This window comes from Shewanella sp. AC34-MNA-CIBAN-0136, assembly GCF_040309945.1.
In the GTDB taxonomy this organism is placed as follows: domain Bacteria; phylum Pseudomonadota; class Gammaproteobacteria; order Enterobacterales; family Shewanellaceae; genus Shewanella.
Genome location: NZ_JBEOPJ010000077.1, coordinates 1 through 264, shown reverse-complemented (window position 1 = coordinate 264; position 264 = coordinate 1). Strand labels below are relative to the sequence as shown.

Annotated in this window: 1 protein-coding gene; it reads left to right on the top strand. The window is 37.9% G+C overall.

The annotated features are described in order from the left end of the window. The coding region (locus AAEY94_RS20730) for an Rnf-Nqr domain containing protein (protein WP_350979927.1) at positions 1 to 264 on the top strand (264 nt) is incomplete at both ends.

The following is a 264-nucleotide window of genomic DNA, read 5'->3' as shown; positions in this document are numbered from 1 at the left end:
GGCATGTGTACTTTTTTAGCAGTATCTAAAAAAGTAACTACATCAATTGGCCTAGGTATAGCGGTTATAGTTGTATTGGGTATTTCTGTACCTGTTAACAACTTGGTTTACCATGCGGTACTTGCACCAGGTTCACTTACTTGGTTAGGTTATCCAGATGCGGATCTTAGCTTTTTACGTTTCTTAACTTTCATTGGTGTTATTGCAGCACTTGTGCAAATTCTTGAAATGGCATTGGATAAGTTTTTCCCTGCACTATACAAC